This window comes from Wolbachia endosymbiont of Anurida maritima, assembly GCF_042182995.1.
GTDB lineage: Bacteria > Pseudomonadota > Alphaproteobacteria > Rickettsiales > Anaplasmataceae > Wolbachia.
In genome coordinates, this window is record NZ_CP102058.1 from 287,788 (window position 1) to 314,019 (window position 26,232).

28 protein-coding genes, 1 tRNA gene and 1 pseudogene are annotated in these 26,232 nt (G+C 34.8%); 18 read left to right on the forward strand and 12 right to left on the reverse strand.

Annotated features, from left to right (window positions below; genetic code table 11):
* Positions 1 to 56: 56 nt before the first annotated feature.
* From rpsM to NOX90_RS01755, 10 genes are all read left to right on the forward strand, one after another.
* Positions 57 to 425, forward strand: coding sequence for a 30S ribosomal protein S13 (gene rpsM, locus NOX90_RS01710; protein WP_375604300.1), 369 nt, complete (start codon positions 57 to 59; stop codon positions 423 to 425).
* A 24-nt stretch (positions 426 to 449) separates the two neighbouring features.
* The gene (gene rpsK / locus NOX90_RS01715) at positions 450 to 836 is read left to right on the forward strand and encodes a 30S ribosomal protein S11 (RefSeq protein ID WP_250296631.1); all 387 of its coding nucleotides are present in this window, start codon (positions 450 to 452) and stop codon (positions 834 to 836) included.
* A 21-nt stretch (positions 837 to 857) separates the two neighbouring features.
* Positions 858 to 1,925 carry a DNA-directed RNA polymerase subunit alpha gene (locus tag NOX90_RS01720; RefSeq protein WP_375604301.1) on the forward strand — a complete coding sequence of 356 codons (1,068 nt, stop codon included), beginning with the start codon at positions 858 to 860 and terminating at the stop codon, positions 1,923 to 1,925.
* 7 nt (positions 1,926 to 1,932) lie between these two features.
* Positions 1,933 to 2,361, forward strand: a complete 429-nt coding sequence (rplQ, locus tag NOX90_RS01725) for a 50S ribosomal protein L17 (protein ID WP_375604302.1) — start codon at positions 1,933 to 1,935, stop codon at positions 2,359 to 2,361.
* Positions 2,362 to 2,384: 23 nt separating this feature from the next.
* Positions 2,385 to 2,735, forward strand: coding sequence for a YraN family protein (locus tag NOX90_RS01730; RefSeq protein ID WP_250296634.1), 351 nt, complete (start codon positions 2,385 to 2,387; stop codon positions 2,733 to 2,735).
* 41 nt (positions 2,736 to 2,776) lie between these two features.
* Positions 2,777 to 3,337 (forward strand): ATP synthase F1 subunit delta, encoded by a 561-nt coding sequence (gene atpH, locus NOX90_RS01735; RefSeq protein WP_250296635.1) that lies wholly within the window; start codon positions 2,777 to 2,779, stop codon positions 3,335 to 3,337.
* Entirely contained in the window at positions 3,334 to 4,875 is a 1,542-nt protein-coding gene (atpA, locus tag NOX90_RS01740) for a F0F1 ATP synthase subunit alpha (protein WP_375604303.1), read from the forward strand. Before atpH ends, atpA begins: the two co-directional genes overlap by 4 nt.
* Positions 4,876 to 4,884: 9 nt before the next feature.
* The gene (greA, locus tag NOX90_RS01745) at positions 4,885 to 5,379 is read left to right on the forward strand and encodes a transcription elongation factor GreA (RefSeq protein ID WP_077190318.1); all 495 of its coding nucleotides are present in this window, start codon (positions 4,885 to 4,887) and stop codon (positions 5,377 to 5,379) included.
* Positions 5,380 to 5,385: 6 nt separating this feature from the next.
* Positions 5,386 to 6,039 carry a 3,4-dihydroxy-2-butanone-4-phosphate synthase gene (gene ribB / locus NOX90_RS01750; protein ID WP_375604304.1) on the forward strand — a complete coding sequence of 218 codons (654 nt, stop codon included), beginning with the start codon at positions 5,386 to 5,388 and terminating at the stop codon, positions 6,037 to 6,039.
* Between the two features lie 63 nt (positions 6,040 to 6,102).
* Positions 6,103 to 7,383 carry a M48 family metalloprotease gene (locus tag NOX90_RS01755; RefSeq protein ID WP_375604305.1) on the forward strand — a complete coding sequence of 427 codons (1,281 nt, stop codon included), beginning with the start codon at positions 6,103 to 6,105 and terminating at the stop codon, positions 7,381 to 7,383.
* A gap of 28 nt (positions 7,384 to 7,411) precedes the next feature.
* On the opposite strand, the gene NOX90_RS01760 is transcribed toward NOX90_RS01755, so the two are convergent.
* Entirely contained in the window at positions 7,412 to 7,741 is a 330-nt protein-coding gene (locus tag NOX90_RS01760; RefSeq protein ID WP_375604306.1) for a TrbC/VirB2 family protein, read from the reverse strand.
* Positions 7,742 to 7,836: 95 nt separating this feature from the next.
* Complete coding sequence (gene fabG / locus NOX90_RS01765; protein WP_264707017.1) at positions 7,837 to 8,571, reverse strand: 3-oxoacyl-[acyl-carrier-protein] reductase; 735 nt, start codon at positions 8,569 to 8,571, stop codon at positions 7,837 to 7,839.
* 266 nt (positions 8,572 to 8,837) lie between these two features.
* Between fabG and NOX90_RS01770 the strand changes: the two genes are divergently transcribed.
* The gene (locus tag NOX90_RS01770; RefSeq protein WP_375604307.1) at positions 8,838 to 10,358 is read left to right on the forward strand and encodes an HlyD family type I secretion periplasmic adaptor subunit; all 1,521 of its coding nucleotides are present in this window, start codon (positions 8,838 to 8,840) and stop codon (positions 10,356 to 10,358) included.
* A gap of 593 nt (positions 10,359 to 10,951) precedes the next feature.
* Here NOX90_RS01770 and NOX90_RS01775 read toward each other — a convergent pair.
* From NOX90_RS01775 to NOX90_RS01790, 4 genes are all read right to left on the reverse strand, one after another.
* On the reverse strand, positions 10,952 to 12,313 hold the full coding sequence (locus tag NOX90_RS01775; protein WP_375604308.1) for a dihydroorotase: 1,362 nt from the start codon (positions 12,311 to 12,313) through the stop codon (positions 10,952 to 10,954).
* Positions 12,314 to 12,427: 114 nt separating this feature from the next.
* A complete protein-coding gene (locus tag NOX90_RS01780; protein WP_375604309.1) occupies positions 12,428 to 12,580 on the reverse strand; it encodes a hypothetical protein in 153 nt (50 codons plus the stop codon).
* Complete coding sequence (locus NOX90_RS01785; RefSeq protein WP_375604310.1) at positions 12,573 to 13,757, reverse strand: hypothetical protein; 1,185 nt, start codon at positions 13,755 to 13,757, stop codon at positions 12,573 to 12,575. Before NOX90_RS01785 ends, NOX90_RS01780 begins: the two co-directional genes overlap by 8 nt.
* A gap of 80 nt (positions 13,758 to 13,837) precedes the next feature.
* Positions 13,838 to 14,026 carry a hypothetical protein gene (locus NOX90_RS01790; RefSeq protein ID WP_375604311.1) on the reverse strand — a complete coding sequence of 63 codons (189 nt, stop codon included), beginning with the start codon at positions 14,024 to 14,026 and terminating at the stop codon, positions 13,838 to 13,840.
* Between the two features lie 22 nt (positions 14,027 to 14,048).
* Between NOX90_RS01790 and NOX90_RS01795 the strand changes: the two genes are divergently transcribed.
* Together NOX90_RS01795 and secF are read left to right on the forward strand one after the other, a co-directional pair.
* Positions 14,049 to 16,037 carry a cytochrome c-type biogenesis CcmF C-terminal domain-containing protein gene (locus NOX90_RS01795; RefSeq protein WP_375604312.1) on the forward strand — a complete coding sequence of 663 codons (1,989 nt, stop codon included), beginning with the start codon at positions 14,049 to 14,051 and terminating at the stop codon, positions 16,035 to 16,037.
* A 50-nt stretch (positions 16,038 to 16,087) separates the two neighbouring features.
* Entirely contained in the window at positions 16,088 to 16,948 is an 861-nt protein-coding gene (gene secF / locus NOX90_RS01800) for a protein translocase subunit SecF (protein ID WP_375604313.1), read from the forward strand.
* 6 nt (positions 16,949 to 16,954) lie between these two features.
* Here secF and NOX90_RS01805 read toward each other — a convergent pair whose 3' ends face one another.
* On the reverse strand, positions 16,955 to 17,458 hold the full coding sequence (locus tag NOX90_RS01805) for a TIGR02281 family clan AA aspartic protease (RefSeq protein WP_375604314.1): 504 nt from the start codon (positions 17,456 to 17,458) through the stop codon (positions 16,955 to 16,957).
* Between the two features lie 134 nt (positions 17,459 to 17,592).
* Between NOX90_RS01805 and yidC the strand changes: the two genes are divergently transcribed.
* From yidC to nusB, 3 genes and pseudogenes are all read left to right on the forward strand, one after another.
* A complete protein-coding gene (gene yidC, locus NOX90_RS01810) occupies positions 17,593 to 19,302 on the forward strand; it encodes a membrane protein insertase YidC (RefSeq protein ID WP_375604315.1) in 1,710 nt (569 codons plus the stop codon).
* Positions 19,280 to 19,710 (forward strand): annotated as a pseudogene (locus NOX90_RS01815) (6,7-dimethyl-8-ribityllumazine synthase). The gene yidC and the pseudogene NOX90_RS01815 overlap by 23 nt, the downstream one beginning before the upstream one ends.
* Complete coding sequence (gene nusB, locus NOX90_RS01820; protein ID WP_375604316.1) at positions 19,710 to 20,192, forward strand: transcription antitermination factor NusB; 483 nt, start codon at positions 19,710 to 19,712, stop codon at positions 20,190 to 20,192. Before NOX90_RS01815 ends, nusB begins: the two are co-directional and overlap by 1 nt.
* A 110-nt stretch (positions 20,193 to 20,302) precedes the next feature.
* Here the strand turns inward: nusB and NOX90_RS01825 are convergent, their stop codons facing one another.
* The 5 genes from NOX90_RS01825 to NOX90_RS01845 all read right to left on the reverse strand — a co-directional run bounded on the left by NOX90_RS01825 (position 20,303) and on the right by NOX90_RS01845 (position 24,335).
* The gene (locus tag NOX90_RS01825; protein ID WP_375604317.1) at positions 20,303 to 20,944 is read right to left on the reverse strand and encodes a hypothetical protein; all 642 of its coding nucleotides are present in this window, start codon (positions 20,942 to 20,944) and stop codon (positions 20,303 to 20,305) included.
* 78 nt (positions 20,945 to 21,022) lie between these two features.
* Positions 21,023 to 21,484: a dUTP diphosphatase gene (dut, locus tag NOX90_RS01830; protein ID WP_375604318.1), complete on the reverse strand. Its 462-nt coding sequence runs from the start codon at positions 21,482 to 21,484 to the stop codon at positions 21,023 to 21,025.
* A gap of 371 nt (positions 21,485 to 21,855) precedes the next feature.
* Positions 21,856 to 23,667, reverse strand: a complete 1,812-nt coding sequence (gene glmS / locus NOX90_RS01835) for a glutamine--fructose-6-phosphate transaminase (isomerizing) (RefSeq protein WP_375604319.1) — start codon at positions 23,665 to 23,667, stop codon at positions 21,856 to 21,858.
* 24 nt (positions 23,668 to 23,691) lie between these two features.
* Positions 23,692 to 24,129: a preprotein translocase subunit YajC gene (gene yajC, locus NOX90_RS01840; protein WP_375604320.1), complete on the reverse strand. Its 438-nt coding sequence runs from the start codon at positions 24,127 to 24,129 to the stop codon at positions 23,692 to 23,694.
* Between the two features lie 129 nt (positions 24,130 to 24,258).
* Positions 24,259 to 24,335 (reverse strand) — tRNA-Asp (locus NOX90_RS01845).
* 191 nt (positions 24,336 to 24,526) lie between these two features.
* On the opposite strand from NOX90_RS01845, the gene rpsB reads away from it, so the two are divergent.
* Together rpsB and tsf are read left to right on the forward strand one after the other, a co-directional pair.
* Positions 24,527 to 25,375, forward strand: coding sequence for a 30S ribosomal protein S2 (rpsB, locus tag NOX90_RS01850; RefSeq protein WP_375604321.1), 849 nt, complete (start codon positions 24,527 to 24,529; stop codon positions 25,373 to 25,375).
* A complete protein-coding gene (gene tsf / locus NOX90_RS01855) occupies positions 25,356 to 26,216 on the forward strand; it encodes a translation elongation factor Ts (RefSeq protein ID WP_375604322.1) in 861 nt (286 codons plus the stop codon). Before rpsB ends, tsf begins: the two co-directional genes overlap by 20 nt.
* Positions 26,217 to 26,232 lie beyond the last annotated feature (16 nt).

Consider the following 26,232-nt stretch of genomic DNA (forward strand, 5'->3'; position numbering starts at 1 on the left):
TGAGTTGTTTTATGGTATAAATTAAGAGTTGTTATTAATAAAGTATCGAGGTACCAGTGGCACGTATTGCAGGCATAAATATTCCAGTGAGGAAATCTGTTCCTTTTGCATTAACTTATATATATGGTATAGGTATTGCTACTGCGAATATAATTTGCCACGCTTGTGAAATTGATAAGTGCAAACGTGTTTCAGAATTACGAGATGAAGATATAGAAAAGATCAGCAGTTTCATTAGACAAAATTATGTTATAGAAGGTGAGCTCAGAAAAGAAGTGGCTATGAACATAAAATCTTTAGTGGAAATGGGATGCTATAGAGGAGTGAGACATAGAAAAGGTTTACCTGTGAGAGGGCAAAGGACTCATACTAATGCTAAGACTCGTAAAGGTAGATCTCGGTTGCCTATTGCTGGGAAAAAATAAAATTTATTATTATTGTGAGTTTTAATGAAAAAAGTCAAAACGGTTGGTAAGAGTACAAAGGAGTTTATTACTGGTGTTGTCCATATTCGTGCAACTTTTAATAATACTTTTGTAAATGTAACTGATGTTCATGGTAATACGCTATGTCAAACTTCTGTGGGTGCATGTGGTTTTTCAGGTTCGAGAAAATCCACACCTTATGCTGCAGGTAAGGCTGCAGAGGCTGCTGCGAAGAATGCAATGGAGAGATTTGGTATGAAGGTTGTCTCTGTAATAATTCGTGGTCCTGGCTTTGGTACCGAAGCTGCGGTTAAAGCACTTCAGAACTGTGGGTTGACTGTGACTTCAATTGCAGATAAAACCGCAATTCCTCATAATGGGTGCAGGTTAAGAAAAAAAAGAAGAGTATAGGATATTTAAAAAGGTTGTTTTATGTATTATAATAATGATGTTTCTCTCTGTAGCAATTTAGATAAATTGCTTAAACCTAGTTCAGTTAAGGTAATATCAGATGATTCCAGTGAAAAAAGTGATGTAGTGCTAGAACCGTTGGAAAGTGGTTTTGCTTTAACATTAGGTAATGCATTAAGACGTGTAATGTTATCTTCTCTTAAAGGTAGTGCTGTTTATGGAATAAAAATTGAAGGTGTAACTCATGAGTTTACTTCAATTCAAGGGGTGAGAGAAGACGTAACTGATATAGTATTAAATATGGGCATGTTGAGATGTAAATTAAATGGTGCTTCTAATAAATGCTTAAATTTAAACGCTAAAGGGCCTTGCCAGGTATTAGCTGGGATGATAGAAACAGATGATCAATGCTCTATTGTTAATAAAGATTTGTTAATATGTACGCTGGGGCAAAATATAGAGCTTAACATGACCATATATGTGGCTAGCGGAAAAGGTTATCTTCCTGTAACTAAATATAAAGAAAATGAACTTGTGAAGCTTATGAGCGAACAGGATTTAATAGGTTTTATTCCAGTTAATGCTTTGTATAGCCCTGTCAACAGGGTTTCGTACAAGGTAGAGAACAGTCGTGTTGGCCAAGTTACTGATAAGGATAAGCTGATATTGTCAATTGAAACTGATGGTACAATCTCTCCGAGTCAAGCTGTTGACTTTGCTGCAAGAATATTACAGGAGCAACTTCAGCCCTTTATTAGTTCTGATGTGAGTTATAAAAAATCGCAAGCTTCTTCGTCTAGTGGTGCTAAAGACTTGGGTTATGACCCTGTCTTATTGCGTAAGGTAGATGAAATGGAATTATCTGTCAGGTCTCATAACTGTCTGAAAAACGAAAACATCACTTATATAGGTGATCTTGTGCAGAAGACAGAAGGTGAAATGTTAAGAACTGCTAATTTTGGCAGAAAGTCTTTGAATGAGATTAAGGCAGTTTTGGTTAATTTTGGCTTGTCTTTAGGTATGAATGTGCTAAACTGGCCGCCTAAAGATATAGATGAGTTGGCTAAACAACATACTGATGAAGATTAGGTGATATATGAAACATGGAATAAAAAAACGTAAACTATCTCTTTGTACTGAACATAGATTATCGATGTTAAAGAATCTATCTATCTCATTAATTAACCATGAGCAGATTGTGACTACTTTACCAAAAGCTAAGGAACTTCGTCCATATGTCGAAAAGTTTATTACAATTGCTAAGAATAAGAATACTTTACATGGTAGAAGACTTTTGCTTTCACGCCTTCATAATAATAAGTTAGCAGTTGATAAGTTATTAAACGTCTTAGCCAGCCGTTATCAAGATCGTAAAGGTGGGTATTCTAGAATAATAAAATTTAGCACTCGAAAGGGTGATTGTGCTTCAATGGCAGTGGTAGAATTGGTTGATAGGGATGTTGCAGCAAGAGGTAAGGTTTATAGTAAAAATAGAGAAGGAGGCAAAGTAGTTACACAAAGTTAATTGTTATCATAATTGTTCTTCTTATGGTAAGTAGGTTGCGCTACTTTGTAGGTTACTTTGGCGAATTGTTAGTTTTGGCATATTTAAAGCTGAAATGGTATAATGTTATAAAACGCCGTTACCGTTGTAAATTCGGTGAAATTGACTTAATTGTATCTAAAAAAAAGGAGCTGATTTTTATAGAAGTTAAAACAAGTTTGCTTGGAAAAGAAATACCGATATCTCATCTTCAATGTCAGTCTATTATAAATTCTTCTAAGTATTTCTTAAGTAAAAACCTTAGTTTTTTAGATTATTCAGTCAGATATGATTTATATTTTCTTTCCTTAAAGAGAAGACCTGTTTATATAAAAAATGCTTGGATTGAAGAATGAAAGATTTGTAGCTGAATTAATTTAGATTTACTGGATTTAATATGAAAAAGACCCAATACAATAATTTAGTTTCATCTTACGCTAGAGTGCTGTTTCATGTCTCAGGAAGCAGGTTAGGCATTATAAGGAAAGAAGTAGAATTTTTATTGGCTTTTTTTAAGGATCAACGTGATGTTTTTGTGTACCTATCTCATCCTATGATTTCTTTTGCACACAAAAAAGAAGTGATACTTTCTATAAATGAGCACTTGAGTGAGAATTTAGTAAAATTTATTATGGTTATATTTGCAAATAAACGCTCTAGTTTATTGATCCTTATATTAGAAAAATTCTTAAGTCTTGCAAGAGAAAATGAAAATGAATTCGAGATTACTATAAAGTCAGCAGAAACTTTAAAGGAATCTGATGTAAAAATAATTACTGAATCTTTGAGCTTTCTTGGTAAAATAATAAAAGTAAGCAATGTGGTTGACTCTTCTATACTAGGTGGCTTCGTAGTTAGGTATGGTTTTAATTTGATCGATGCTTCGCTAAAAAGTTACTTAGATAGATTGGTTGACTTAAGTAAAATGGAAATATTAAAAGTAAGGAATTTTGTATGAAGAACAGTATGAATGTTTCTGAGATAGCAAGTGTAATAAGGGAAAAAGTTGAGACATTTGATAATCCTATAAAGCGGGAAAATATAGGTGAAGTGATTGCAGTAACAGATGGTATCGCATTGGTTTATGGGCTGGAAAAAGCAAAATTTGGTGAAAAGGTATTTTTTGCAAGCGGTATAGAAGGAATAGTTCTTGATTTAGATCATGATACGGCTGGAATAGTTGTGCTTGGTAATGACCGTGATGTAAAAGAAGGGGATATTGTAAAATGTAGTGGTAATGTTGTGCAGGTACCTGTAGGGCATGAATTATTAGGAAGAGTTGTAAATGCATTAGGTCAGCCTATAGATGGTTGCGGAGAAATTAGAACTAAAAATAGGATGGATATAGAATCCAAAGCGCCAGGCATTATTGATCGTAAATCTGTGCATGAGCCACTGCAAACAGGAATTAAAATTATAGATTTGCTAATTCCAATAGGTAGAGGGCAGCGTGAATTAATTATTGGCGATAGACAAATTGGTAAAACTACTATTGCGCTTGATACTATTATAAATCAGAAGAAGATTAATGATGAAGTAGACGAAAATCAAAAAGTTTACTGTGTTTATGTTGCTATTGGACAAAAAATTTCAACGGTAGCAAAAGTGGTAAATAAGCTAAAAGAAAGTGGAGCATTAGAGTATACAACTGTAGTTGTGGCTAGTGCATCTGACTGCGCGCCTATGCAATTTTTAGCACCCTATGCTGGTTGCACTATTGGGGAATTTTTTCGTGACAATGGAATGCATTGTTTGATTGTATATGATGATTTATCTAAGCATGCTGTGGCATATAGGCAGATGTCTTTATTGCTCAGACGTCCTCCTGGTCGTGAAGCTTACCCTGGAGATATATTCTATGTACATTCTCGCTTGCTTGAAAGAGCTGCTAAAATGTCTGATAAAAAAGGGCAGGGGTCTTTAACTGCTTTGCCAATTGTCGAAACTCAAGCTGGTGATGTATCTGCATATGTGCCAACAAATGTTATTTCAATTACCGATGGGCAGATCTTTCTTGAGTCTGAATTATTTTATAAAGGATTTCGACCTGCAGTAAATATAGGTTTGTCAGTTTCACGGGTTGGTTCTGCTGCACAACTAAAGTCTGTGAAGAAAGTTGCTGGTTCTATAAAGCTAAGCTTAGCTCAGTATAGAGAATTAGAAGATTTCGCAAAATTTGGTTCTGATCTTGATGCTAGTGTTCAATTATCCTTGAATAAGGGTAAATATCTTGTCGAGTTATTAAAGCAAAAACAACATTTACCTATGTCAATAGAAGAGCAAGTAGTGCTGATGTATATTTTTTCTAACCTGTATAATCAGTTAAGTAAAATACAAATAAGTTACATTAATAAATTTGAACATGATCTTATTAATTATTTTCATACTGTGCATCCTGGGGTTTTAAAAAAGTTGTCAAATGACATGAGTGATGATATAAAAGGTGATATTTTTAACATTGTGAGTAATTTCGTTACTCAATTTAATTGCGTTTAGGTGGTGATTATGGCTTCATCCATTATTAATAAATTTCCTATAACGAGTGAAGGTTTTGAGAATATGCAAGCCGAACTTGAAAAATTAAAGGAAGAAAAACCTTCTGTGATACAGGCTATTTCTGATGCTCGTGATCAAGGTGATTTGTCTGAAAACGCAGAGTATCATGCAGCACGGGAAAGGTTAGGTTTTATTGAAGGCCGTATAATGGAGATAGAAAGTAAGCTCTCACATGCGGAAGTAATAGAAGTAAAAAATTTGTCTGGTGATTCAGTAATGTTTGGTGCAACTGTGACATTAAGCATGTTAAGTGATAATAACGGTGAAGTGGAATATGTTTATAAGGTTGTAGGCGAATATGAAGCTGATGTTTCAAAGCAGTTAATATCTACTAGTTCACCACTCGGGAGTGCCTTAATCGGCAAAAAAGTCGGCGAGTATGTGGAAGTGACAGTGCCAAATGGAGAGAAATTGTATAAAATAGTTAAGATTGAATTTAAGTAAATTATTATGGTACAGGCCACTTATGCTTCAATGAGTCTACCCGGCATTTCTTCTGTGGAAGATGTATTAGAGGATGCTCGTTCCGGTAAATTATTCATTTTAGTTGATGATGAAAATAGAGAGAATGAAGGTGATTTGGTTGTCTTAGCTGAAAAAGTAAAATCAGAACATATGGCTTTTATGGTTAGGTATGGTACTGGCATTGTATTTTTAGCTATGACAAAGCTTCATATGAATAAACTAAATCTTGAGTTTATGAAGAGAAGTAATGTGGATGAAAAGCTTACTCCTCATACTGCATTTACTACATCAATTGATGCGCGTTATGGCATTACAACAGGTGTTTCTGCTCATGATAGAACACATACGATACTTACCGCCATTGATGAAAAGAGTACTAAAGATGATATTATTACTCCTGGGCATGTTTTTCCTATTATTGCAAATGATGGTGGAGTTTTAGCACGTAATGGTCATACTGAAGCAAGTGTTGAAATAGCAAAGTTAGTTGGCTTTAGTCATGCAGCTGTAGGGTGTGAATTGGTGAATGATGATGGCTCTATGATGCGCTTACCTCAGTTACTTAAATTTGCTGAACAATATAAAATTAAGTTAACTACCATTGATAAACTTATTAGTTACGTTAAAAAATTAAACTAGCGTTTATAAATTTGTATAATTTAAGTGTTAAAATACTGTAATTTATACAAGCACAGAATTTTCATGTTTAGAATTGCTAAGTTTTTGACCTTATTGTTCTTTCTTGCATATTATAATAATGCTTACTCTATTAATATTATTAGAGATAGTGAAGTGGAAGCGATAGTGAAAGAGCTAGCGCAACCTTTATTTTCTGCTGCGGATGTTGATCATGAGCAAATAAAAGTTTTTATAATTAATGACAATTCGATTAATGCTTTTGTAATTAACAATAACAGTATCTTCATTCATTTAGGGCTTTTACGATATTCGGCTAAACCTTATGTCCTGCTTGGTATATTAGCACATGAGATTGCTCACATATCTGCTGGTCATATATTGCAAATGAGTAGTGCTATGGGTTATTTTCAATCGATAGCAATGATTAGTTATATGGTAGGATTAGTTTCTAGTATTATCATTAACCCTCAGGTTGCTGGTGCAATTTTGCTTAGTGGTGTAGCGTTCAGTTCAAGGCTATTTTTTAACTATTCTCAAGAGCAAGAAAGTGTAGCAGATAGCTATGCTTTAAGGTACCTTGATGAATCTAGCTATGATAATTCAGGTATGAAAGAGATTTTTGATTATTTTAAAAGTATTGAGCATGAGAACACCGAGGAATATTTCCGCACTCACCCACTTAGTGAGAAACGCATATTTGCTGTACAAAATTATAAGGTCAAAAACAACGTGAAACCAATTTTTGCGGATAAGTTACTAAAGTTTGAGCGTGTGGTTGCAAAGCTAGACTCTTTCTTTGCTCCTATTCATGTGTTATCTAATAAATATGAAGATAATTCTGAGTATGTAAATGCTATAGTTTGCTATAGGCAAGGAAAGATAGAAGAGGCTATTGCTAAAGTTAACTCATTGATTCAAGAGTCACACAGTGATCCATACCTATATGAATTAAAAGCAGAAATGCTATACAAGGCTGGAAATTTAAGTGAAGCAATAAAAATGTATGAAGAATCGCTTAGGTATTTATCTGAGAAAAACAGTTATTTAGTGAAACTTGCATTATCTCATACTTTATTATTACACGGTGATGCAAAAAAGGCGATTTTTTACTTGGAGCAGATTTTGAATGTAGAACCAAATAACGCTTTTGTCTGGAAGTATTTAAGCATTGCATATAAATGTGAAGCTGATACGGCAATGCATTATTTTGCTTTAACAAAAAAGGCTTGTATTGAAGGTGATTTAAAGCAATTTACAAAATATGCTGAGCTAGCTGTTAAAACTTTACCAAAAGATAGCCCTTATTTGTTGCAAGTTGAAGATATGAAACGATTTAATGGATAACAAAAAAGCACTTCTGCACTTTTATGGGTTATTTTTGTCCACACTTTTCCAACATAGCTTTTGCTTCATCGCTTACATTGGGCATAATTTTCGTTATAATAGTTTTAGCGCCAAAAAATACACCACAGAACATGCCAAGAGCAAAGAGGGCTGGCCACGGCATCCTGCCAAATATTGCAAGCAAGGATGCACCAATTATTACTATTGTCATAAGTGGACCACCTATTCCCCAAACATAACCAATAATATTGCATATTACTTTAGTTGTGTCATCCATATCAGGGTCAGCTGCATAACCTGAGAAAGAGAAAAGCAATACTACACAAAAAACACTAAAAAATCCTATTATAGAGCTCATTTTTTTGCCTCTAGATAATAAATTAACGCAAACCTAAACCTACACATATTTTTATTTTAAAGTAAAAATTATAATTTGTCCATACATAAGTGTTGCTACATAAATAACCCACCATTAATGTTAAGCACATGCCCTGTTATATATTTTGCTTCATCACTTGCTAAAAATAAGACCCCTGCTGCTATTTCTTCCCCTGTTCCCATTCTTTTCATTGGAATATTATCTAATATTTTTCCCTTTTGTACTTCATTTAAAACTTCAGTCATTTTAGTATCTATAAACCCAGGAGCAATACAATTTACTGTTATATTACGACTTGCAACTTCTTTTGCTATAGATTTGCTCATAGCTATTATTCCAGCTTTAGACGCTGCATAATTTGCTTGCCCGGCGTTTCCTGTTAGCCCTATTATTGAGGAAATATTTATAATTCTTCCCCAATTATTCTTAATTAGTTTCCTGCATGCTTCTCTACTCAGCTTAAATGTAGAACTCAAGTTAATATCAATTACTTTTTGCCATGCTTCATCTGTCATTCTCAATAATAAACTGTCTTGCGTAATGCCCGCGTTGCATACAAGCCCGTCAAAGCCTTCCATCAACTCACTTGCTCTATTTATTAGTTGATTTACTTCCTCAGCATTTGATAAATCGCAAGGGAGTACATGCATGTTTTTTTCATATTGTTTAGCAACTCCTTCGAGCACTTCTTTTTTTGTGCCAGAAATACATAAAGTTGCTCCGGCTTCGTGCATAATTTTTACAATTGCTTGCCCTATTCCGCCTGATGCGCCAGTGATTAGGAACTTTCTGCTTTCCAATCCAAACATAATAACTTTATATTATCTTAATTCCTAACAGAATATTGACTGGTTGGCAATAGATTTCTTACATAATATAAGTAACTCAGATATTCACAAAATAAAGAAAAAGTTATAATAAAGTTAAACGTCAAAAAATTTTAAAAACATAGTTGATGCAGGAATTGTTACTAAATAGTTTATTCTGGTGCTCTACAGTCTAAATGGAATGCTTAAATTATAGATTCTTTGTTTTTGTGTGTTATCTTGAGTTAACACAAATTCACAGTAGTATTATGATAAGTAAGTTAAAAAAGCTTAGCGCTGGATTTTCTTTGACAGGCTTGATTGGCCATAGTGATAATATAAATATGCAAGGAGCAAAAAATAAAAAGAAGAAGTACCCAAAATTTTTGGATAAGACGTTTGCATTGATTGATGCAGTGATAAATTTTATTTTAAAACGTGAAAGTAATAACGTAAATGAAGTCCTGAAAGTAACATGGGGGCCACTATCTTTTGGTCTGATAGTGATACTCATCTTTTTTGGGATAGGCGGTATTTGGTCGGCTATAGCTCCAATTGACGGTGCGGTGCATGCAAGTGGAGAAGTTATTGTATCTTCAAATAGGAAAATAGTTCAACACTTGGGCGGAGGAATAATAAGCAAAATTTTAGTAAAAGAGAGCCAAGCAGTTAAAAAAGATGAGCCTCTAGTTTTGTTGAGTGATGTTAACGAGAAGGCGAATTTAAGTATTATCAAAGAGAAGCTCTTATCATTTTTAGCAACAGAAGCAAGGCTTCTTGCAATCAGAGGAGATTTAGACACGCTCGAGTTTCCTGATGAGGTTAAAAAATTATCTAACGATGAACTTGTAAATAAAGCGATAAAGAATCAAGTAAAGTTGTTCAACTCTCAGAGAAAGAGCATATTGGGAAAAACAGATATACTGCAACAACGTATAAAGCAGTTAAATGATGAATTAGCGGGGCTAAATTTTCAACTAAATGCAGCTCATAAGCAATATGACTTGATAACTGAAGAGTTGGAAACAAAAAGACAATTACTTGATAGTGGCCATATAAGCAAACCACACATTTTAGCTTTAGAAAAACAGTTTGCTGAAATTGAAGGCAGAGTTGGACATTACCGTTCTGCAATATCTCAAGTGCAACAAAAAATTGGAGAGAACGAATTAGAAATTATAAACGTAAAAAATGATTCTCAAGAAAGAGCAAACGCTGAACTTAAGGAAGTTAGTACGTCTATTGCAGACTTGAAAGAGAGGCTGATGGTTGCTGAAGATTCACTGGCACGTACAATAATTAAATCGCCTCAAGATGGGATAGTCACAGATATAAGATACCACACTGAAGGTGGTGTTATACAATCTGGAGTTCCGATCATGAGCGTAGTGCCATCGGATGATGACCTAATAATAGATGCTAAAATTCAAACCAGAAACATAGAAGAGATACTGTCAGCGCAAAAGAAAGATAGCAACATAGTCTCTATTGACGGATTAGAAGGGCTAAAGGTTAAAGTTCGGTTAAGTGCTTACAGTGCACGCCGTTTAAGTTTAATTAGTGGTATAGTAAGCCATATTTCTCCTGATGCTCTTGATGATCCAAGACTAGGGCGTTATTATTCAGTGCGCGTAGTGATACCAAAGTCAGAGCTTGCTCAGTTTAAAAACGTATACCTATACCCTGGTATGCCAGCAGAAGTGTACATAGTTACTCAATCCCGTACTCTTTTATCATTCTTATTTACGCCTATAATTGCAACAGTCGATAGGTCTTTTATAGAAAGGTAGATTAGAGTAAATAGGCTTTTTCATAACGGTGCTAAGGTCTTAGAGTGGACTTCTTGCATAACAAGCCAGTTTTGGCAGCGCGTAGCCGTCATTCAGTAGAAACGAAAAAATTGCTTTACAAACCTTGCCAGCCTCCTTATCATAGTACTGAAGCTATTTATTTATCTTCTCTGTACAGATTAAATGACAAAAAAACTNNCAACGTATCTGGTGTCTCATGTTTAATTTTTTGCACTATGTGCACTCTGTGTCTTTATCAAATTTCTAGGTTTTTACCTAATATGAGCTGAAATACGCTATTTAAAACATCAAAAAACGCCAACTTAAAAAATGGATAGTGAATAATTAGCTACCCTAGGGCTTCTTTTGCCTTTTTTTTCGTTTGGTAAATTTTTTAATATTTATACGGAAGGTGTCATTCCAGCCACTTGGTTAAAATTAAGTCTTCTGGATCACAGTGTCGGCTGCTTGGATGACAGGAGAAGGAGGCTACTTTCATGACACCATTCTTTTTCCTGGATCCAAGTAGTCAGGCTACTTGGATGACAAGTAAAGGAGGCTACTTTGATGATACCGTCATAAAGGAACCAGTGTCACGCTACTTGGATAGGGGGTACTGGAATGATGAGAGGGGGCTTCTGTGAGTATACAGTTTTGCCGGACACAACAGTACGTACTACGTGTCCTTTTACTTTGCGCCCATCGAAAGGGGAATTTTTTGATTTACTAGCAAAGTTGTCAGTTTTAATTTCCCATTCATGATTGAGGTCAACTAAAATTAAGTCTGCAGCAAGGTTTTTTTGTATACGACCACGTGGTATGTGTATTATATCTGCAGGCTTATATGTCAATTTTGCGAGCACATCAAGTAGACCCATTTGCCCACTGTGATAGAGTTCAAGTGAAAGGGGCAGCATTGTTTCAAGACCAACAATACCAAATGCAGCATTTTCAAGTGGCAGATCTTTAGAACTACGATCATGCGGAGCGTGATCGGTTGCAATGCAATCAATCACACCTGTCTTTAAACCTTCAACCATAGCTAAACGATCTTCTTCAGTGCGAAGTGGCGGGTTCATTTTTGCAATTGCTCCATGTTGCTTTACTATATCTTCAGTCAAAGTGAAGTGATGAGGGGTTACTTCGCACGTAACATTTAATCCCAAGTCTTTTGCACGTTTAATAGCATCAAGTGAATCTTTTGAAGAGACATGTAGAATATGGTAGTGCACATTTTCCATATCTTTCATGAGCAGTATATCGCGATTTACCATAATCGATTCTGACGCACTCAAGATTCCCTTTACTCCCAATTCTTCAGAAATTTTACCTTCGTTGATTGCACCACCTGCTGACAAATTTAAATCTTCTGCATGTTGAGCAATAGGGACACCCAGCATACTTGAATAAAGCAGCGCCTGTCTCATAATCATGGGGTTCATAACTGGCATACCATCATCGGTGAACCCAACCGCACCTGCTTCCTTTAAAAGTGCCATCTCAGTCAACTTTTCTTCCGAAGTGGTGATTTTAGCGTAAAATTCAACATTTACATGTGAAGTTTCAAGTGCTCTATATTTCAAATATTTAGCCAAAACAACGCTATCAATTGCTGGGGAAGTGTTCGGTTGACAAACTACAGTTGTAACGCCTCCCGCAGCTGCAGATTTGCTACCTGTATATATAGTTTCTTTATGTTCCTGACCTGGTTCACGAAAATGTACGTGAATGTCAATAAGGCCTGGCATTAGAACAAGCCCTTTACAGTCTATTGTTTCATCGACCCCACTTGTTGAAAATAATGATTCACCAAAGTCAATAATTTTATCCCCTTCAGTCAATAATGAACCTTTTATATCAAGCTTAGTTTCCGGGTCGATAATACGAGCATTGATATACGCGATTTTATAGCCTTCCTTTTGCCCTGTTTGCAACAAATCCCAAGTTTGAGTCATCATATCTGAGTATCGATTATAAAATAAATCTAAAGTTTTTTTAATAAAACACAACCAAATTAAAACACAGACTAAAGTTGCGAGAGCTGTCTTGAGTTAACAAAAATTTGGCTCTTATAACTGAGTTACTTCAGTTTTAACGTTAATATGTGAAGCTCTTAGCTCTGTTGAAGGATTTTCCAGTTGAATATCTAGCTCATTCTGCATGTTCGATAAACAAATTAAAGCTGAATCAAAATCTTCATCGAACTGTTTTGCTTCATGCATACCATCGATTATTTCCTCTAATTCTTCCATCATCCATTTCTTGCGGCGCACTTTTTAATATCGCTTTTATTTGGTTTAAGTTTTGACGAATTTTCTCCTGATATCCAACAATTCTCTCTTGATATATATCAATCATTTTTTGACATGCATTGCCTCTAAATGGATGTTCTTTTTTCTCTTTTATGTAAGAACTTTGAAAGTCTTTACAGTTAAGGATTGCTTCTTTATGTTTTTTTATGTCATTAATCGCGCTGACTATCGACTTATCTATTTTCTTCGAATTTTCTTCCCGTTCTTCTCTTTTAATTATACTTTTGGACTCATTTTTCATCTGGTTCATTTTGTCATACAGGTTTCTGCATTCTTTATAAGATACCATTGGTTGTAATATTCCTTCTTTTACACCTTTATTGTAAAAATTCTTCAACTCATCACTTGATAGTATTGTTATAGCATCTTCCCTTTTGCCTCGTGATTTAGGATGCTTTTTATTCAATGAACTAACATGATTTAACAAGAAACCTTTAACTAGCTCTTCCTTTTTAACTTCAGCTAATTTTTCTAGTGTTTCTATATATTTCAGAGTTTCTACAAAAAGTCGAGGACCAACTGATCCAAACGGACGAAGAAGCTCTTCTTGACTCCTACGAAAATTTTCAATTGTTTCTATTGTTGATTGTGTATTATCGAATTTTTTCTTTAGTTCTGCTCTTTTCTTTTGATCTTCCTCTTGGGTTTCTTTTACATTTTTTAAAAAACTTTCGGCTTGCTTTTTCACCACTAAAAGTTCATTAAAGGCTTTTTCTGGATTGATTTTCCTCAAAATACTAATAGCTTCTCTAATCGCTTTTTCTCTCTTTTTATTATCTTGCTTTTCATTTAATATCAGATGTTTAGTTTTGGTAAAAGCATTACCTTGATCAATCTTTGCAATGTTACAAACGATGTTTTTTACAACTTTTTCGGTTGCTGCATAATCTATTTCTTTTGCAAAGCAGTCAACAAATAATTGCCAAATTTCTTTGTTAACAAACTTACTTGTCTTATTTTCAAAATCTTCTATATCTTTGAATCCTAAAATAGTATAGAGATTTTTTTCGACTATTGGTTCGGCATGTTGTTTTGCCACTTTACCTTTTATATTAAATGGAAATTTACTAATCTTAGTTGTACCCACAATGTTACCTCAATATTAACGCTATCTATAAAAGTATAAAGATTTAATATTTAATTTTTAATTAATACTAGCACAGCTATCTACGGGGGCATTATGCTAGCATCAATTAACACTTTAACTTCTAACTTGTCATCAGTAATATTGTTTATATAAAAACTATAATTTTTTATGCCTGAATTTGGGAATATATTGCTATTGGTAGCCTGCTTATTGTCTTTGACATATTTGTTTTTACCGCTTAGTTCTTGTCGGTTTATTACCACTGCCATATTTTTTTGTGTATCAGCGTCAATGGCTATTTTGATCTACTGCCACATTACAAATAATTTCTCACTCGAAAACGTATACTACCACTCACACACAACAAAACCTTTGATCTATAAGATTTGTGGTGTTTGGGGAAATAAAGAAGGGTCCATGTTGCTTTGGGTTTTAGTGCTTGCCGTGTATTTATTACTAATGGATATTTATATACCTTCTGTCATCCCAGCCTCTTCTTCTGTCATCCCAGTGCCCAGACACTGGGATCCAGACAATTTAATTGCAAATGAGTACATCAAATGGCAGTGTAATAAAAACTGGATTCCAGTGTCAAGCACTGGAATGACACCAGAACGAACTAATGGTAGTAAATTAAAAAAAATATCTCTTATCACTCATGGGCTGATTTGCTTTTGTTTTTTACTGTTCACTTTAATTGAATCCAGCCCCTTCACTAAAATGCCAGGCATTGAAACAGATGGATTGGGTTTTAATCCGATATTGCAAGATATAGGCCTTGCTATTCATCCACCGATATTATATTTGGGGTACCTTGGATTTAGCGTTCCTTTTTCGCTCTCTATAGCTGGATTAATTTTAAATACTGAAGGAAATGTTTGGGCTAAAATTGTCAGGCCTTGGGTACTTATTTCTTGGTCGCTGCTCACTTTGGGCATCAGCTTGGGTAGCTGGTGGGCATATCGCGAACTTGGGTGGGGTGGATTTTGGTTTTGGGATCCAGTGGAAAACGTTTCTTTGATGCCGTGGCTAATTGCAGTAGCGCTGACACATTTGTTGCTCGTTGTACGAAATTTCAATACTTTAAGGAATTTCGCTATTTTACTTACGCTTACAACTTTTATATTGAGTGTGACTGGAACATTTCTAGTCCGCTCAGGAATACTCACCTCAGTGCACACGTTTGCAGATGACCCAAGGTATGGACTGTATATATTAGCTCTACTTGGTGTAATTACAGTCAGTAGCTTAGTAATATTTGTAGTATTTACGAGAAAAAATCACACGTCTGCGATGTCATTCCAATGCTTGACACTGGAATCCAGAAAGAAACTTGCTACTCAAGTGACAGAGGGTAGAAGATTCTTTTCACGCCTTACGATGATGCTGATGAACAATTTATTATTTATTACTGCCTTTTTCATCGTGTTCGTTGGCACTTTATACCCTACAGTGCTTGAGTATTTAACCGGTGAATTAATTTCAGTTGGAGCACCATATTACAATTCTTTATTTAACTCTATTGCACTAGCTATTCTAGTGCTCACCATGATAGGGCAATACTGCAGTTGGCAGGGAAATAGTCTATTGCCAATATTCCGTGAATACAGATTCTCATTCTGTAGTGCTGCAGCTATTTTGCCGTTTATCTTTCACATGGAGCTAATGATTGTGCTATCAATTACTATCTCCATAGCATTATTAATCTTTGTTTTAGAAGCATACAGTAAAAGAATTCGTTTATTTAAGGTAGCATTTGGTGAATCAATTTTATTAGCAAGAAGAGTTTCTAAGTCCTACTATGCAATGATGCTTGCTCATGCTGGAGTGGCAATTCTAGTGCTTGGTATAGCTTATTCAGTTGGTTGGCAGGAGAAAAAAGAAAATTACTTAAAAATAGGGGATAGCATAACAGTCAATAAATTTAAAGTTACTTTACGAAATATTGAGCTAATAAAAGAAAAAAATTTCCATGCAGTGAGGGGTACAATGGATATCAGGAATTTGCTGAATAATAAGATATTAGGTGAAGTAACTCCTGAATATAGATTTTACCTTGCGGAAGGTCAGAAAAATGTTGAAAGCAGTATCTACCACAATTTATTTTCTGATATTTATGTTGTAATTGGAGAGATTGATAAGAGTAAAAGCAAAATCGCAGCCAAAGTGCACTATAAACCTGGAATGTCTATAATCTGGTTTGGATCCTTTCTTATCGCTTTTGGTTCGCTCCTTGCTGCTTTTTCTTTTAGTGGACGAACGAGACTAATCACAAAATAAACTAGTAAATTTTTTGAAAAGTATATAAAATTCAAGTTTAAGTAAATAGCATGGCACTTAGACTCATTCCAGATAACCTTGATATCAAGTTTAGTAAATATAGGGATTTGACTGCATTAATTAGCATTATTCTTATCATCTTTTCAATGTTCACTGTTATGCTGCGTGGAGTGAACTTAGGCATAGACTTTGCAGGCGGAATTTTGATAGAGATAAAATCTTCAGATGAGAATCACTCTATTCTCGATGCATTAAAAGAAAATGGTTTTACAGTGCAGAGTTCAAAAGCGGGTGATATGCGTTTTAAAGATGAGGGAGACGAAAATAAAATCAAAAAGATAAAAAGCATACTAGAAGAAAAGCTGGGGAGCTCAATAAGCTATCGTAAAATAGACTATGTTGGCCCACAAATAAGCTCAACACAAATATTTGAAGGAATGTTATCCATGTTGATCGCAATTTTTGGAATATTTTTTTACGTTTGGTTTAGATTTAATTGGCAATGTGGATTCAGTGGAATAACAGCACTGATTCATGACGTGATTTTAACTGTTGGTTTTATTAGCCTAACTGGCATTGAGTTTAATATTTCATCAGTTGCAGCTCTCCTTACTGTCATTGGTTATTCAATCAATAACTCAGTAATTATATACGATCGGATTCGAGAGTATTGCAAGAGTGGTAAAAGTGGGCGGATGAGTGAGATAGTAGATGCAAGTATCAACGCTACATTGTTTCGCACTATATTAACCTCGGGTACAACCCTTCTTGCTGCTCTTCCTTTGGTATTAATCTGCACAGATGCAGTTAGAGACTTCAGTTTGATCATTTTTTTTGGTATTTTAATTGGCACTTGTTCTGCAATATTTATTTCTGCCCCTATATTGACCTACAGAGCTTGTAGATTGTAGGAGTATTTAGTCGCGGTATAATGTCAACTTATTATCTCTTATAGTGAAATGAAAATACCTTAAAAAGCTCATTCCAAGTAGTGAATGAGACATAGAATGAGTGTTAACGCTTGCCTGTACATCATTAATCAAAAAATTTCCTATTTTAACTTGAGATATTTGAACAACGCCGGCTTTTATTTGACCTTTCGCAGTTTCATATATTTTAAAATCCTGAACGTTTTGTAAGTTAATACCAGCATATAATGCGTCTTTTTGTGATAGAGCAATATCGGTTGCCCCGGTATCAAGCAAAAACGTTATATTGCGATCATTGACTTGAGCCTGAATATAAAAGTGTCCATCGTATGATTTCGTAAATTCGATACTTCCACTATTTTGAATTCTTCCTTTATATGGTAAAAAAGTACTGAGAAATCTGTCGCTTAGTTTGTCCCTTTGTGAATCAATAAGCATTGCAGTAGTGGCTATTATTAGCAACCAAATAACTAGATTTTTCACCGCGTTCATATTGTTAAAATTTGAAGCTATTAAAATAAATTTTAAAGATCAGCGTTAAAAGTTATTATTAAAAATAAGTAAATTTCATTGTTTTAGTACAATATTTAGTATACACTTTAAGAAGATATGTTTGATTTAATTTCATGTCAGAAGCAAAAAGGTTAATTTTAGCAGCTATCCTTTCCATGTTAATCATGGTGTCTTGGCGTGTTATTTATGATAATTTTTTTAGTACAAATAAAAACCAGCTATCGATTGAAAATATTGAACATATCGAATCTTTTAACGACCTTGCTCCTATAATATACCAAAATCGTTCTGAAATTATTAATTCTACTCGAGAACAGAGGGTTAGTTTAACCAATAACATGATTAAAGGATCAATTTCTCTGAAAGGTGCAAGGTTTGATGACTTAATTTTAACTAATTACCACTTAGAACCGAGTTCTTCTTCTCCACAAGTGGTGTTACTTTCACCTGCAGAATCAAAAGATGTATATTTCGCTGAATTTGGGTGGCTCGATCCGAGTAACAAAATTAAAGTTCCAGATTCGAAGACAGTCTGGCAAGCAGATAAACTTAATCAAAAAGAGGTCAGTTTATTTTGGGATAATGAAAATGGCATTGTGTTTAAAATGAAAATTAGCCTCGACGATAACTACATGTTTAAGGTTGAGCAAATTATTGAAAACAATACAAAAGATAATGTAGTTTTGGTTCCTTATGGTAAAATTAACCGTAAACGTGATAATATTAATGAATCTTATTGGATATCACATGAGGGAGTACTGGGTGCATTTGATAATAAACTGGAGGAGTGGACATATAAGGATATCTCTAAGAAACATTTAATAAAAGCAAGCTCAAGTAANAAAAATTGGTTTGGTTTTGCTGATAAATACTGGCTTACAGCCATCATACCTGAGAAATCCGATAAAATAAATGTAAGCATTAAACACACGAACGTTAATAATACTGATAAATTCCAAGTAGATTTTGTCAAACCTTACAAGAGCATACTTCCTGGCGCAAGTGTTTCTAATGTGAATTATTTTTTTGCTGGAGCAAAAAAGTTGAATTTACTGGATTCTTATAAGGATACTCTCAATATACCTTTGTTTGATAAAGCTGTAGATTTTGGTGTTCTTTATTTTATAACCAAGCCAGTGTTTTTACTGCTTGAATATTTTAACTTCGTTTTAAAAAATTTTGGCTTAGCAATATTATTGCTGACTTTAGTAATCAAACTTTTGATGCTTCCCTTATCTAATAGATCATATGTTTCAATGTTCAAGGTGAAAAGCTTGCAGCCTGAGCTAACTCATGTAAAAGAGTTATATAAAAATGACAGCTTAAAGCAGAATAAAGAGACAATTGCATTGTTTAAGAGAAACAACGTAAGCCCAATGTCGAGCATTTTTCCCATGCTAATACAAATACCGGTATTTTTTGCTCTATATAAAGTATTATTTGTTACTATAGAGATGAGGCATGCTCCNTTNTTTTTATGGATTAAGGATCTTTCAGCTCCTGACCCAACGAACATCTTTACATTATTTGGGTTGTTTAATTATAACTTTCCTATTTCTATAGGCATTTTACCTATAATTTTCGGTGCCACCATGATAATTCAGCAGAAGCTAAGTGAGAAAGATCAAACCAATAAAGATGATATTCAAGTAAATGTTATGAAGTTTTTACCTTACATTTCTGTCTTTATTTTTTCTTCTTTTCCTGCCGGCCTGGTAATATATTGGATATTTAGTAATATTATAACTTTAATTCAACAATCATTAATAAAGTTGTTTTTAACAAAAAAAGTGGTAGTAAATGTCAAAAATACTAATAGTTAATTCGGTTTATTATGCTGAAATAGCNNAAACCTTTTGCTTGAAGGTGCAATTGATAAATTCAAAGGAAATAATGTTGATTATGAGATAATTGAAGTTCCTGGTGCATTCGAGATACCAGCTACAATTCTTTTTGCGGTCAAAAGTAAGAATGCTAATTACGACGGTTATTTAGCTCTTGGGTGCGTAATTCGCGGTGAAACCGATCATTATCAATATGTTTGTAAAGGAGTAATTGAAGGCTTAAATGCAGTTGTTATGCATTATGCAATGCCCCTTGGTATGGGCGTAATTACCGCTGACAGCAAAGATAAAGCACTAGTTAGAGCTGACAAAAACAAAAAGAACGTTGGTGGCCATGCAGCCTCAATTGTTTTGCGTATGATAGATTTACACAATAAGTTAAAGTAATGGAGGAAAAACCAGTAGATAAAAAGTGGCGCATCAAAAGAAGCACGGCAAGATTTCTTGCTGTACAAATTGCTTATTCAAATATTTTCGTAGGTTACAACAAAAGCACTTTTAAACTGGAAAATTGTGAGCTTAAGGACTACATAAGTAAGTTGAAAGATATATTTGAATGTGAAGAATTTGAACATCAGTTCTTAGAAAACTTGTTATATAAGGTTATAAAAAGCAGTGAAGAATATGATAAAATAATAGAGTCTTACTTACACCCAAGCTGGTCCCTCTCACGGTTAAATCTTATAAGCTTATCTATCTTGCGCGTTGCAATATGTGAGTTGATTAATTGCGATACACCAGTTCCAGTTGTCATTAATGAGTATACTAACATTGCATCTGATTTACTTGATAAATCAAGCGAAATTGGTTTTATTAATGGGTTATTGGATAAGGCAAAAGATGCAGTTAAATTAAATAAAAATCCTTAGCAGCTTCTCACAACTATATAAAAGTTAAGGTAATTCCCATAATGAATTTAAGTAACTGACACTAAGTATAAAAGAGGCAGACTTAATCTGCCTCTTTTATACTTAGCTGTCTAGCTTTTTCCGTTTCCTTTTTCGTTTCCTTTAGCAACTTGTTCAACAATAAGTGAGCCTAAATAAGTGTTAACCCCTTTATTCTCATTTTTGTTTAAACCTAATTCTTCCAATTGCTTTTTGTTATCACTTATTGTAACATATTCACCTTTATCGTTTTTCATTGCTAGTGAATTTATATCTAAGAACACAGTATCACCATACAACGCTTCACCATTACCAATGTTACCAGTAACATAGAAATTTTTGCCTTCTAAGCTGAAGTTTATACGATACTCACCTTCCACAACCTTACCGTCTTTGTCCTTATTTTGGTTATTCTTTTTTATTTCCTCATGCACCTCTTTTGTTACTTGTAACGTTATGTTACCATCATTAACAATTCTCGGAGCTTTCAACTCAGATATTTTGTTATTTTTGCTGATAGCGTATATTGCTAGACTAGTTAGTGTAACAGCAACAAATGCTAATACACCGATTCCAAGTGGTGTAGCTGCAAAAGCTGCTAGCATGGAAGTTGAAGACAACCAATATGGTGATGAAAGTGCTACTGCTGCGCCTATGACATACAAAGAAGTAAGTGCAACAAGTGCAGTATTTGTTTTGTGGAATTGACCACAATGATTTTTGAAAGTTAGCATAAACGACCTCGTTTAATAAAATATTAATATGCTTAAATTGTGTATAAAAAAACTGTCATAGTCAAGCTTTTTCGCAAATTACTTGCCACTTGAGCCAAAACCCCCTGCATTGCGACCGGTTTCTTCTGTGCAGAACTCTTCTCTGTCATCCCAAATTACCTGAGATACAGGAGAAATAAGGATTTGTGCGATTCTATCTCCCCTTTTTATTTCGTATGGTTGATTACTTAGATTAATTAGGCAAATTTTAACCTCACCTCGATAATCAGAGTCTATAGTGCCCGGAGAGTTTAAGACAGTGATTCCATGTTTTGCAGCAAGACCAGAACGTGGGCGTACTTGCCCCTCAAAACCGTTTGGTATTGCAATCACAATTCCAGTTGGAACAAGTAATCTCTCAAGTGGATTTAAAACAGCAAAGTCATTCAATGCAGCATAAAGATCCATACCAGCACTCTGCGTAGTTGCATAACATGGAAGAGACAAGTCTTCTCCGTGTGATAATCTTTTTATTTCTACTTTAATTTTACTTTTTTGCATTCTAACTTACCAATTATAATTATAGCATCTAAATTGTACCTGTAAAAGTAATAAATGTTACATAGTAAATCAAGTAGCCCCTTTCCTGTCATTCCAGTATCCCTTTCGTGTCACTCTAGCGCCTCTTTATGTCACTCCAGCGCCCTCTTCTTGTCATCCGAGTAGCTGACACTGGGATCCAGGAACTGAGTTGGTGAGTATAAAAGTGGCTGATCTTATGTTAAAACACAGCGTTCTTGATGAGATTGCAGGAAGGCTGGACCACAGTGTCGGCTACTCGGATGACACCATTTGTTGTAAACTCACTTTTACTCTATGGTCTTGCCGTTATCCTAAACAGATACAGAAGTTTAGCTTTAACTTTAAATAGGCTACTCGACCGTAACAGACTTAGCTAAATTTCTCGGACAATCCACGTCTAACCCTTTTTTTGTTGCAGTAAAGTAAGCAAGGAATTGCATAGCAACACTGTAGATGATTGGAGAGATAAAATTATCAGCGTCTGGAAGTTGCACCACATCTGCGCAAACTTCCCTTAGGAATGGCGCTCCTTGCTTATCACTAAAGGCAATTACTTTGCCTTTTCTTGCAATAATCTCTTGTATATTAGATAGCGTTTTAAAGAATAAACTATCATAAGGGATAATTGCTATAACAAGCACAGTGGAGTCTATTAAAGCAATAGAACCATGCTTCATTTCTCCCGCTGCAATACCAATGGTATTAATGTATGAAAGCTCTTTTATCTTCAATGCGCCTTCCATTGCAACTCCGTATGAGCTTCCTCTGCCAATTAAAATAACGTTATTGTGTTCTAATATACTGCCTGATATATGTTGTATTTTCATCACATTTAAAACATGCTCAACATACTTGGGAATAGAGTTGATAGCGTTGCTTAGCTGTTTTATTCTCTCTCCATCCAGTACACCTTTTATTTTTCCAAGCTCCACGACAAAGCATGCTAAAGTTGCAAGTTGTGCAGAGAAGGTTTTTGTTGAAGCAACACCAATTTCTGGCCCAGCAAGAGTATGTAACACAATATCTGAGATCTTTTCAATACTGCTGTTAAATGTGTTAGTTATGCTAATGATCGTTTGTTTCTGCAATTTCGCATAACGCAGCGCTTCTATGGTATCTGCAGTTTCGCCAGATTGAGAGATGAATAACCCAATGCTGCCTTCTTCCAGCTTGACGTTGCTATACCTAAATTCTGATGAGATTTCTAGATATACTCGAACTTGAGCAATACTTTCCAGCCAATACTTCGCTATTAGCCCAGCAAAATAAGATGATCCACATCCAACTATAGTAATGTGATTCAGTTCAGAGAATAATTTTTTGTTGACCTCTTTATATTGCTTGTAAAATTGATTTATTGTTTTGTTTAATGCACGCGGTTGCTCAAAAATCTCTTTTAGCATGAAGCTAGAGTAACCATTTTTGCTAATTAGAAAATTGCTCAGGCTACTATTTTCTATACTACGTTTAACTTGTGTACCATTGTTGTATATACTAACTCCACTAGATTTTATTACTGCAATGTCATCATCTTCCAAATGCGATATTTTTTCCACAAATGCACTTAAAGCATTAGAATCAGATGCAGCAAACACTGTGTTATAGTTATAGCCTATTGCTAAAGGCAAATTTCTTTTTGCAACAAATAAAGCATCTGGATATTCTGCAAATAATAAGACCAAGGCAAATGAGCCATGTAAGTTGTTTAAACACTTAAATAGAGAATCAACTGGCGACAATCCTTCATCAAGATATAAGGTTAACATGTTTGGTATGATCTCTGTGTCAGTGTCAGTATGAAATAACATTCCCCTTTCTTCTAGACCCTTTTTTAGCAGATTGTAATTCTCAATTATGCCGTTATGAGCAACAACAACGTTATTTGTACGAATGGGGTGAGCATTTTTAAGGCCTGGAACTCCATGTGTAGCCCAGCGAGTATGTGCTATGCCAATTGTACTGCTAGACATCTTGCTTTCATCAACAACTTCACATAACCTTTCAACCTTGCCTTCTGATTTTTTGATTTCTATCTTACCTTCATTATTTATGATTGCTATACCCGAAGAGTCATATCCCCTATATTCCAATTTTTGCAACGCAGTTAGTAAAGTCGGTATTACTGAATAACCGCTACTTACTACACCAAATATTCCACACACAACCAAGTGAACCTTTTTTTAGAGTTATGAGGCATTTTTCCCTTTATCGTCTTTTCCCTTTATACTTTCCTCTGGTTGATTTTTATTTTTTCTATCATTCTTTTCGATTTTGCCTTTTTCAATTGGTTTAGCTGCTACTTTCTGAGATTCTTTGTTTAAAACTTCAGATATAGCGGACTTTAGGACTTTTATCTCAACTTTTGGTGCTATTTCTATTATAAATTGTGCATTTGCTCCATCAACCTTGTTAACTTCACCTATTATACCACCAGAAGTAATGACTGTATCACCACGCTTTATTTGATCTATCATCTTTCTATGTTCTTTTAGTTTTTTTTGTTGTGGGCGAATAATGAGAAAATAAAATACTACAGATATTAAAATCGATGGAATAAAAAAAGATGCGCCGATACTTGATGCATTGCTAGTTGCATCTGCTGCAAAAACTTCAGAAATGAGCATATTTAATCCTAATTGTTAATGATAAAAACAAACCTATTTAAGTATTAATTACAATACCATGCCATGTCAAGTCTGGTGAAAACGTTTCTAAATACCGGTTGCGGATTTTAGATTATGCCAAAACCAGTATGGCGGGAGTGATGAGACTTGAACTCACGACCTCATGCGTGACAGGCATGCGCTCTAACCAACTGAGCTACACCCCCCTAATTTCTTTTTAGCGTTTTCGGGCTTCGACTTTAAAGCTAATAAACATGTTGCCCTTTGTCAATATTTTTTGTTTGCGCTTTGCTGTCTTTTCTATTACTATACAAATAATTTAATTTCACACATGGCTTGTACAAGTAGTCCCTTTAGGGCAATGCCATGGAAGATAAACTATTTGGAGGAATGAAATATGGCAAGTTTGCCTGAAGTCACTGTGCGTGATTTAGCCGGGTCTGGTGTACATTTTGGTCACAAAATTAGTCGCTGGAACGCAAAAATGGCTCCATACATATATGGAGTGCATCAAGAAAATCGTATACATATAATTGATTTGCGAAAAACACTACCGTTGCTGCAGATGGCCATGAAGGCTTTATATGACGTTGCATCTCAAGGTGGGCGCATTCTATTTGTTGGTACAAAATTTCAAGCTTTTGATATTATTGCAAGTGAAGCGATTCGTTGTGGTCAATATTATGTGAATCATCGATGGCTTGGCGGTATGCTTACTAATTGGGACACTGTTTCTTCTTCGATAAAAACCTTGATGCAATATGAGAAAATATTAAATGACGAGGATAGCATTTTAACAAAGAAAGAATTGGGGAACATTGAAAAGAAAAAGCAAAAGCTTGATAAGGCGCTTGGTGGTATTAGAGAAATGGGAGCAATTCCTGATATCTTATTCATCATTGATACTAATAAAGAGCATATAGCGGTTAAGGAAGCTAAGAAGTTAGGAATTCCAATAGTTGCAATACTTGATACTAATTCTGATCCAGATGATATTACTTATCCAATACCTGGAAATGATGACTCAAGAAAATCAATAGAGCTCTATTGTAAATTAGCTACCGACTCTATATTAGCTGGAATAGAGTCTAGTCTAGCAAGATCTGGAGTTAAGATTGATGATATAAGGGGTGATGAGTTTATTCAAGAAAAAGAAGATGGTATTGTGCAAACTAAAAGAAGACGTAGTAAAGTTTATAAAGAAGAAGAAAGGGAGGTAGTAACAAATGAAGATGAATCCAGATAATATAAGGGAATTACGTGATAGGACAGGGCTTGGCTTAAGTGACTGTAAAAAAGCATTAGAAGAATGTGATGGTGACATCAAGAAAGCCGTTGATAAGTTGCGTACAATAGGTCTTGCTAAAGCTGACAAAAAATCTGATAGAGTAGCTTCAGATGGGCTCGTTGCTATGTGTTTGACTGAAAATCATGGTGCATTGGTTGAACTCAATTGCGAAACCGATTTTGTTGCAAGGAATGAGAAATTTATAGAGTTAGTTTCAAATTTAGCATCAATTGCTCATCAAGAACGCTGTATCAGCGTTGATGAGTTAAAAAATGCCAAGTATGAAAGCATTGGCACAGTGCAGGAAGCTATTATGAATGGTACGTCAGTTCTTGGTGAAAAGTTAGAGTTAAGCAAGCTTTGTTACTTAGAAGCTAAGGATGGAGTTATTGCTGGCTACGTACATGGTGATGCGCATGGCTTAGGTAAGATTGGTGCTTTAATTGCATTGCAATCATCTGGTGATAAGGCGAAGCTACAAGAGATTGGAAAACAAATAGCTATGCATGTAGTTGCTATGAAGCCTGAAGCTTTGTCTATAGATGATTTAGATCAAATGAAGTTGAACAACGAACGTTCTATAATTGAAGAGCAAGTGAGGAGCTTAAATAAACCTGAAGAAGTAGCAAAAAAAATAGTAGATGGGCGAATGGCTAAGTACTATGAAGAAGTTGTCTTACTGGAGCAAAAATTTATAAAGGATGATAAGATGAAGGTTTCTGATTTTATAAAATCAAGCGAGGTGAGTGCTATTAAATTATCTGATTACAAGTTACTTGTTTTGGGCAGTGCAAACTAAATGGCAAGAAATGTTT